The organism is Bifidobacterium sp. LH_417 (assembly GCF_056357035.1).
The window spans coordinates 147480-156664 of sequence record NZ_JBKEVI010000005.1 but is presented as its reverse complement, the minus strand read 5'-3'; the positions used below and the strand labels follow the sequence as shown (position 1 = coordinate 156664).

6 protein-coding genes are annotated in these 9185 nt (G+C 52.9%); 3 read left to right on the top strand and 3 right to left on the bottom strand.

The window, feature by feature from the left end:
• Positions 1–1336, top strand: a 1336-nt coding sequence (locus tag AC1AYR_RS05190) for a sensor histidine kinase (protein ID WP_476555145.1), incomplete at its 5' end; no start/stop codon positions are given.
• A 306-nt stretch (positions 1337–1642) separates the two neighbouring features.
• On the opposite strand, the gene AC1AYR_RS05185 is transcribed toward AC1AYR_RS05190, so the two are convergent.
• A complete protein-coding gene (locus tag AC1AYR_RS05185) occupies positions 1643–2899 on the bottom strand; it encodes a tyrosine-type recombinase/integrase (protein WP_476511716.1) in 1257 nt (418 codons plus the stop codon).
• A gap of 529 nt (positions 2900–3428) precedes the next feature.
• Between AC1AYR_RS05185 and AC1AYR_RS05180 the strand changes: the two genes are divergently transcribed.
• Together AC1AYR_RS05180 and AC1AYR_RS05175 are read left to right on the top strand one after the other, a co-directional pair.
• Complete coding sequence (locus AC1AYR_RS05180; protein ID WP_476555144.1) at positions 3429–4805, top strand: DUF2142 domain-containing protein; 1377 nt, start codon at positions 3429–3431, stop codon at positions 4803–4805.
• A 530-nt stretch (positions 4806–5335) separates the two neighbouring features.
• The gene (locus tag AC1AYR_RS05175) at positions 5336–5860 is read left to right on the top strand and encodes a DUF5626 family protein (RefSeq protein ID WP_476511714.1); all 525 of its coding nucleotides are present in this window, start codon (positions 5336–5338) and stop codon (positions 5858–5860) included.
• Between the two features lie 277 nt (positions 5861–6137).
• Here AC1AYR_RS05175 and AC1AYR_RS05170 read toward each other — a convergent pair whose 3' ends face one another.
• Both AC1AYR_RS05170 and AC1AYR_RS05165 read right to left on the bottom strand, forming a co-directional pair.
• Positions 6138–7382 (bottom strand): tyrosine-type recombinase/integrase, encoded by a 1245-nt coding sequence (locus AC1AYR_RS05170; RefSeq protein ID WP_051923789.1) that lies wholly within the window; start codon positions 7380–7382, stop codon positions 6138–6140.
• A gap of 533 nt (positions 7383–7915) precedes the next feature.
• Complete coding sequence (locus tag AC1AYR_RS05165; protein WP_476511713.1) at positions 7916–8977, bottom strand: ISL3 family transposase; 1062 nt, start codon at positions 8975–8977, stop codon at positions 7916–7918.
• Positions 8978–9185: the final 208 nt, after the last annotated feature.

Here is a 9185-nt window from a genome sequence, read left to right as displayed (position 1 = left end):
TTTTTGGGTGTGTTTTTCTTGGTCGTTAAACATCCTACCCAAAAAGCGCTCTTCACTTACCCCCACAACGGCTCAACAACGAACTGCCACCCACGAAAACAGCAATAGAGCCAAAGAAAGACGAATAAAGAGCGGTAATAAAGCACACAATGCTTTCATTCTCAATAACACCAAGTATGTTCAATACTTACTTCCGATCGTCAGTATTGTTATCACGATAACAGAAACATGGACTTACCCGCCACGAGAAATAATAACTTGGCTATTAGTGATCATTCATATATCGACGCTCGCTCTAATGGCCGTTCATCCGCTATTAGGCAGCAACTTGCTGTTGGGTGCATTTATTGTCGGCTGTTTTATACCAGATACTAGCGGACCAAGTTTTCTATGGGGAACTTGGTTGGCGCTTGCCTATATTGGACTATATATCAAGCCGCCATATGGAGCGGTCTACCCGTTAACAATTTCCGCTATTCGTATGTGGAGATTCAGTCTAACAAAGACTCCATTCGATGAATATGTCATGCTTCTGCTCATTATGTTTTTGGCATTTTCCATCGGAAGGGCTATATCTTGGAGAAATCTAGCAAATCAAGTAGAGAAGGATCAGCTTAAAGCAGAAAAGATTCAGCAGCATCTTTCAATGGTTAGAAAGGAAAATATTGCCGTCAGTAAGATACATGATTCGGTTAGCGGAAATCTGACATACATGGCAATAATGCTGGACAACAAGTCAGCAAGACATGATTACAACTTCAGTGAAGAAGAGATTTCAAATCTTCGAACAACGATTGTTAAAACATTAAAAGAAATACGAATTGCCATTAATGTAATGAACGGCAATGATGTTGCATCGCTAAATAATGTAGATATGCCCTATATCAGACGCCTGCAATCTATTGCCGAGCAAGGTGATAAATTCTTATCAACACTGGGATTTTCCGGGAAAACCTATATACCTTCTGAGTTTTCAGAAAAAATCAGCAGCGATTACTTCGATGAAATAGAGTCCTTAATGCAAGAGCTATATACGAACACTGCCGCCCATGCAAAACCTAATAGCGATTATTATATTTCCATAAGCTGCAAAGATTTAGAGATATCCATTGACCAGGTCAATGAAGTTTCGGCAAATAGCTTATTTCCTGATAAACCTATATCGGAAAATGGTTTAAAATTGCATGAAAAACGCATACAATCGCTGGGTGGGACAACTAGAACTTCCTCAGAAGACGGAACATGGCAATTTCATGCGCAAATTCCACTGAGCTCATCCCACGATGTGACAGATCCAATTTATGGAATGGGGACAGACTGGAAGCATCCGAACTGAATAGGCAGCAACGTCATATGCCTCCGATGAGATAACGTCGGCATTGCCTTCCGGCATTACCCCGATTGTTGTTAATGATGCGATCAGCAACGCCGAAGTAATTACTTTCATGGTCATCCTTTCTGCGACCGAAGTATCGCATAGATGCAATCGCATCAGGTTGTCATTGGCAGGGCTTGTCATCTTTCGTATGACAACATCATGAGGTAATTGTTTATGCCATGCGCGCCGTCATGTCATTGAGCTGGTACTGGTAGCCGAGAAGGTTCCAGCACCAGCTTGTGTCATTCTTCTTTTGACATGGCGTTATGCGTCCATGAAATCCCGTGCAAGAAGATTCACTATCCTGCTCTGGTGTTCAGCAACAGTGAGTTGGTAATACCGTATGGCAACTTTCTCACTTGTATGCCCCAGCTCGTTCATGACTTCTCGGAGTGTGCCTCCCCGCAGCATCAGCAATGTCGCATGGCTCGCCCGCAACCCTTGGAACGTCAAATCAGGACGTCTGGCTTTTACGCGCGCTTTGGCGAATTGTTCCTCCAGAGTGGTTTGGGACATTATCTTCGCTCTTCGCGGGACGAATATCGGTGATTCTGGTAGCCTCATGTCGCAGTGATCATGAAGATGCTGACGAATCATCGGCATGAGTGCATCGGGTATATGCACATTCCTTACGCTTGCCCCCGTTTTAGTCCGGCTGTATCGGATTTCTCCACGATCCGTGCGGCCGCGGTTCACGGAGTGTCGGACGTGCAACGTCTGACTATCTAGATCTATGTCCATGACACGTAAGCCGCATAGCTCGCCGCATCGTAGCCCTCCGACCAGGGTTGAGAGAAAAACCGACAGCCTTGTGTATTCCGGCATGGCCTCCGCCAATAGCATCAGTTCACGAGGAGTCACCGGAGGTGCATCGATGCGGGAGGACCGAGGTGCAGGAGGTATAGGGAAAACGAATGGATTGAATTGAAGCAACGGCTCCGCCCCGTCCAATCCGGGCTTCGTCGCGGATTCGAGAATTGCCTTGAAGCGCATGCAGGAACGGCGGAAGGCCCATTGCCCTTCTGGATGTGGTTTGTCATACCATGCCTTGATTCTCAAAGACGTGATTTCAGTAAGACGGAAAGATTCAAAATCTGGCATGAAATGCTGGATGTCAAGTTTGAGATTTCTGCGTGTACCTCCGGCTATCTCTGTGCCATCCGGGAGCTTGTAGTTCGATTCCCACTGCGTCACATAATCGCGGAACAGGATGCGGCGACGCTCCTGTTCCTTGAGTTTGCTCAGCTTTTCTTTTTTACGTTGGGTCGGATGCGTCCATTCGGATATGCCCTTATTATGCAAATCTACTAGATGTTTCTCTTCTTCGAGCCACGTTCTGGCGTCTAATTCTTGCCAGGGTTTGAATTGTCGTTGCACTCGTTTCCCAGGAACTAGCGGGTTCGGATAGCGAACTTGCCAGGCAATGATTCCTCCGTTCTTGTCATAACGTGGTATGACCGTTCCCCAGTTGCTTCGAGGCTTTTCCGCTTGGTTTTTCTTGGGACGCCTATTTCTGGGCATGAGATCCCCCTTGATAGCAAAAAGGCGCACCGTGTGTGCGCCTTTGGGGAGATTGAGCCAGATGTCGTTAGTGGGGATGCGTTTGCTGTGTGTATGTCATCTTGAGATGACATACACATGGAGAACAGTCTTTTATACAGCTTTCACCATCTGCGGCGATAAATGTTATTCGTACAAATTGAAAGAGAATACGGAAATAAGGACGATGATGGTGGTAGTTTCCAAGGATCTATATCAATTACTGAATGAGGATTACTGGCAGGCTATAGGCGCGATATTTATATCAATGGGACATTGATGCACCTATATACGGCGTCATATCTATAAATGTCAATCATTTGGCTGAGAGCCGCTGTGGAAACTTTCAATAATCCTTGTCGTATGCCTGCTGATGTCAGTCGGAACGACGTCTAATCGTCTATGACTTCGTGCGGTCGTCCATTGGTATTTGCCATTGACCATTGTCATCTTTAGATGACAGATTTCACTATTAATTGGCTCATTCCTGCATGCGTAATCATCATAGAGTTTGGCCCAGCATGGTGCTGGTGTGCGGTTCTGGGGTGGTGTTATGCACTCGTATTCGACTGATCGAAATGGTTGGCTACCAAGAAATCCCGGAACAATCATTGTTCTCACCTTAGTGCTGCTGTGCGGGGTGTTGGGCATTCTGTTGGTAAGGCCGGGAACGACTGCGGATGTGTGGGCACATGTGTATCGAGTGGATGCGATGCTCAACGGCGATGTGCTAGCCCGATCAGTGCGGGCGGCATCCGACTATCACCCCGATGCAACGCGGAACATGGGTGGCTGGGTTAGTGATGACGTAATCGCGTTCTCGCTGGTCAATGATCGCGATTACGTGTCCGGCTTGGTGGATCCGGTGTCCATCACCACCTGTTACGGGAGCCGATGCGAGGTGCCGTTCAATAACACCGCTGTGTATCCGCCGTTTGCGTATCTGCCGCAGCTGGCTGCATTCGCCGTGGGGCGACTTCTGCGATCGAGTACGACAGTACAGTTCTATTTGGCCGAGATACTTCAGCTAGGTGTTTATTTTGCATCGGTATGTGCTTGCCTGCGGCTGTTGTCCGGGAACGTGTTGCGCTGGTTTCGATGGTTGGCCGGGTTGTTGGCCGTATGGATGGCGATGCCGTTCTCGTTCATGTTCTCGCCTGACTCGACATTGGTGGCTTTGTCCCTGCCGCTGGCCTGTCTGATGGTACGCTGCGTAGAAGGCGATCGCTTCAGCGCTGAGGATTGCGTTGTGCTGGTTTCAATCTCCGGAATCATTACGTTGGCGAAGTTCGCTTATGCGCCATGTTTGCTCATGGTGCTACTGCCGATGGCTGTCCATCGTCGTATGGACATACGTTCTCGTCTTATCCTTATCGGCGGATGTGCGATATCGGTTCTGTTGCTACTCGCATGGGTAAGCGTCGGGACCGGGTTCGCCACGAACCCATCGCGCGTGTCATATGTCGAAGTGGTACGACGACGACAGGAGCTCCTAGCCGCCCCGCAACTGTTCCTGCTGCAGATGCTCTACAGTGTCATCCGGCTACAGGGCTGGTCATGGTGGGAGCCGCCGCTGTTGCTCCTGTTCTGGACTCTTTCCATTATGGCTTTGACACTGACCGTGATCGCATGGCGCAAAAACCGCCGATGCCTGCTGTTCTGGCTGACAGCATGGGTGGCGGCCGCAGGATGCGTGACGCTGATATACGTGGCAGTATGGATGCAGTTCACGCTCGATGGGCAACAAGGCGTCATAGGCATTAACAGCCGATACTTCCTGCCACTAGTACCCCTACTGGCCATGCAATGCGCCGCAGCATTGCAATCGATCCGCCAAGACATTGTGAACAAGCCTGTTACAAGCGTTTTGCGCTCTCCAGCACCATGAATATGTCCTGGCTGTCAGGAACACAGAGGGGTGGGACCATTGAATCAAAAACCTCGTCCCTTTAGTTGATGCTGCAGGTAAGCAGTGGCGTTCGACTTTTGCTGAGTCAAAGCGCTGAACCCTTCGTCGCTGCTCGCTTCGCCGATGAATCAACCACGCCTTCTACGTTCTGCGGTCTGTGGGCTTTGACTAACATAGCCGGTCAGCGTACCGATAGCTTTCCGTGTCCCATCCGAAAGTCGGTAAGTGGTTGGAACCATTGGCTTCCAGAACATTGAAGTCATCTTTAGATGACAGATTAGGCTTCAGGAGAGCGCCAGCTTCGCAGAGGCTTCATCATGGAGTTACTGCATCCGGATGCGGCAATATCAATAGGACACCTATGGAGGTAATCATGAAGGCATTTGATAGCGCTTAACTTGATAAGTCAAGTACATCAGGAAATACATCAACGATGATCCGCATCAGCAGTTTCCATGAAAAGATAAAACGGTGCTCTATGTCAACGAAGACAAACTAAGGAGTCCAAAATGAAGTACAGGTCGTTTGCCAGCAGGATTTCCATCCTCATGGTGGTGCTAGTCTCCAGTATCGCGCTTGCGTTCGCGGGGACTGTTCCTACATATGCGGCAGAGGTTCAGCCGACTGTTGTCGCTGCCGAGGACGGTTCTATCATCTTTGAAGGTCTTGACCAGCTCAAGCCCGGAGAAAAACTCGAATATGTGACAACCACTGATTCGGGTGATCCCGTCACCATCGGAATCGAAAATGCTACAACGGCACGAGCCACAAAGAGGTGGAAGATCTATAGGGAGTGGCTAGCGTTTTATGATGGCTACTACATCAATATGTCCAACAACAGAATTACCGGCACAGACAGTTGGTGGGTAAATCTAATTGGTGGAACCTATAGCGATCGTACCTTGACGCACACTGCGACAATGGCGGAGCAAAAGTACACATATAGCATCCAAGGCTGGGTCAGCGGAACTGCTTGGCTGCGTGCCGATGTTACCGGTTCTGGTAATAATGTCAAAGTTACGGACGGAATCTGAAAATGAGCGAGATACTTGTCCCTATTGCCATAATTCTTAGTCTCGGAGTCGATGTGCTGGGAATCGTGGCTCTCATTTCTCTGATTCACTTCCTACATAAGAAGAGTTAGCCAACGGGACTAATGATTTTAATGGTGGTTTGCGGAACTTAGCTTCCGCAAACCACCATTATTGTTAGGTGATTCAAGCCTAGTTTATTGACTCACGGCATATTGGGTGCTCTTCCAACTGTGTTTTGTTGGGTTTGGCAAACACTGTACCTATATCGATGTCTTATTCATTGTGCTGTTTTGATGAAGTCTTCGGCGAGTTGGTTGACGATCTGGTTGCGATGCTGGGCGACGATGCGCTGGTAGTGCTTTATGGCGACCTTCTCGCTGACGTGGCCGAGTTCATCCATGACCTCCCTCAGGGTGCCGCCCTTGAGCATGAGCAGGGTCGCATGGCTCGCTCTCAAGGATTGGAAGGTCAGATCGGGTCGGCCGGCTTTCTCCCTGGCTTTGCGGAACTGGGCTTCCAAAGTGGTCTGGCTCATCACCGAGGCTCGTCTGGGGCGGAAGACCATGGCTTCCTGGTCCGTCCATTCGCAGTGTCTGAGCAGATGGTCGTGAATCAGGGGAACGAGCCCGTCGGGGATGGGTACGGTGCGTCGGCTGGAGTCGGTCTTGGTCCTGGCGATGCGTGTCGAACCGCAATCCGTATAGCCCCTGTTGACGGAATGGCGCACGGTCAGGCGTTTGGCCTTCAGGTCGATGTCCTTGACCTGCAGGCCGCACAGCTCGCCGCAACGGAGGCCTCCGACGAGCGTGGCGAGTATCACCGCCAGTCTCGTGTAGTCGGGCATGTTCTCCGCGATCAGTTTGAGTTCCAGCGGCGTGACCGGCGGAACGTCCTCCCTGGCGGATCGCGGTGCGGGTGGTATGGGCAGAATGAACGGGTTATCACGGATCAGCGGCGGGGAGCCGTCCATACTCATCTTCGTGGCGCTGGCGAACGCCGCCTTCAGGCGCATGCATGAGCGGCGGAACGCCCATTGCCCCTCGGGGTGCGGCGCATCGTACCAACGTTTGATGTCCTTCGGCGTGATCTCGGTCAGGAGCTTGCCCTTGAAGCCCGGCATGAAGTGCGCGATGTCGAGATACAGGTTCCGGCGCGTGCCGCCGGCTATCCTCTCGCCGTTCGGCAGCCGGTATCCTTCCGCCCACCGGGTCACGTACTCCTCGAACGAGATAAGGTTCGCGCGCTTCCTGCGGCGGCGTTCGGACGGATGGACCCATTCCTGGATGTTCTTGCGGTCCAGTTCCACCAGATGCCGTTCCTCTTCGAGCCACTGGTGCGCCTCGTGCTCCATGTCCGGCTTGAACTGGCGCTGGACCTTCTTGCCCGGTCGTTTCGGGTCCGGGTACCGAACCTGCCAGGCGACGAGATTGCCTGCGGTATCGTAGCGCGGCGTCACGGTGCCGAACCTGCTCCGCCGCACCGGCGACGGCCCTGTACTGTCCTTCTTCGTCCTTGCGGACATGATGATGCTCCTTGCTGAATCCAGGATCGATGGCACGCATAACGGCTTCGGAAAAATGCCACCAAAAATGCCACCAAGTGGCCGAATGGGCCCTCGGCGAGCCATTGCACCTAAAAATGCACCTCTAGTGCCTTAGGCCTTGCAATCATTGAGGTTTAGGCTGATTCGATCACTCGTCACAGGTCGTTTCGACCATCAGCCGCATGAAGATGACGCTAAGGAGCAACACTGCTTGCGTGTCTATTGGAAGAAAGCGGGAACCGTTGCTATGACTGATTTTGTAAGTAATGAAGGTAAATTTATTTGCCCCCGGAGTGGTGGAGATGGACCTGTACGACGCTGGGTCGTATCCCCCTCTCTGGGGGTACAACGGGCGGAAGCCACAAGAAGCGTTGGAACTCAAAGGTTCCAACGCTTCTTTGTTTTCCAGGGCAGGGCATTTTGGCCTATAACCCCCTATAACCCCGATTCTTGGCCGGTCATGGCATTCGGGGAGTTCCCGTCATTTTTGAGGCTTCTGCTGTTTTCGTAGGTTAGATCGCTGGTTGTGGTAGTCGGATGTCGAGTCCTCCGCATCGGAGCATGACGAGGGCGATGAGGTTGCCGACGCGGTGGAAGCCGTAGGCCATGCGGACGGTGACCTTGATCCTGTTGTTGAACGCCTCGAGCCTGGCGTTGGAATAGCCCAACTCGATCGTGCGTAGGATGTCGGGTCGGCGTCTTCTGATCTTCTTCGAGAGTTCGACGATCTCGGGGATGCGGCTGTGCGAGGCCCAGAACACCCAGTGGTTGAGCTCTCCCCTGGCTTGGTCGAGGGGGTGTTTGAGCAGGTTCCTCAACAGTTCCTTGAGCTGCCATGAACGGTAGAGCTGGCCCTTGGGGTCCGTGTCCCGCAGGCTTCCGAACGCCTCGTTCTGCCGATCGGTCAGGTCATCCGGGTTCTTCAGCACGGCGTATTTGACGCCGCGCATGCGCCTGGCCGTTTCCTCGTCGTGTTCGTGGCGCGCCTGGTTCCACAGGCGCTTCCCAACCCTGTCGAGCGCATCGCTCATCCAGGAGACGATGTGGAACCCGTCCAGCACGCGCTCGGCGTACGGGCACCACTCGTGCACGCACGAGTCGATCCACCGGGCCCCGTCGCCGGTGACGACCCTGATGGAGGCGCGCTGTTCGGGCGTCAACGCCTTGAAGAACAAGTCGAACACGTCCCTGCCGTACCCGTCGTGCGCCCAGATCACCCGATGCCGCTCATGGTCGACGACCACGGTGATGTACGTGTGGCCCTTCCTGTAGCTGGTCTCGTCCACGCCGATCGCGTGCAGGCCGTCGAACGGCGAGGGCATCCCGGACCTAAGACGATCGGCGACCCGGCTGGCGATGTCGCCGGCGGTGCGCCATGCGACATGCAGGAAGCCGCTCACGGTCCTCTGGTTCGCGACCGTCATCAGCCACGCGCACTCCGCCTCGAAATCCCCGGTGAACCGGCTGCCCGGCTCGGCCCACGGCACGCAGGCGACCACGACCGCACCTGGGGCACTCCACACGCGGCATGTCGGCGACCAGTTCAACGCGCCAGCATCCGAAATCCCGGCCACGCCAGCGGCGCACGCCGCCGCGGTCGTAACCGCGGCGTCTCCTTCCGCAGCGGGAGCATCTGAGCGCGCCCTTGCGCGGGCGCACGCGGATCTCGAGCACGGGTTCGGGGCGCAGCAGCGAGTCGACAATCCGCACGTCCTCGACGACCATGCCTTTGACGTTCAGTAAACTGTTGAATAAGCTCTTGTACAGGCGCTTCCCGGTTTT

Excerpts from the sequence above, each read along its gene's own strand:
- AC1AYR_RS05175 (WP_476511714.1), top strand. The coding sequence starts at position 5,336 with ATGAAGTACAGGTCGTTTGCCAGCAGGATTTCCATCCTCATGGTGGTG.
- AC1AYR_RS05185 (WP_476511716.1), bottom strand. The coding sequence starts at position 2,899 with ATGCCCAGAAATAGGCGTCCCAAGAAAAACCAAGCGGAAAAGCCTCGA.
- AC1AYR_RS05170 (WP_051923789.1), bottom strand. The coding sequence starts at position 7,382 with ATGTCCGCAAGGACGAAGAAGGACAGTACAGGGCCGTCGCCGGTGCGG.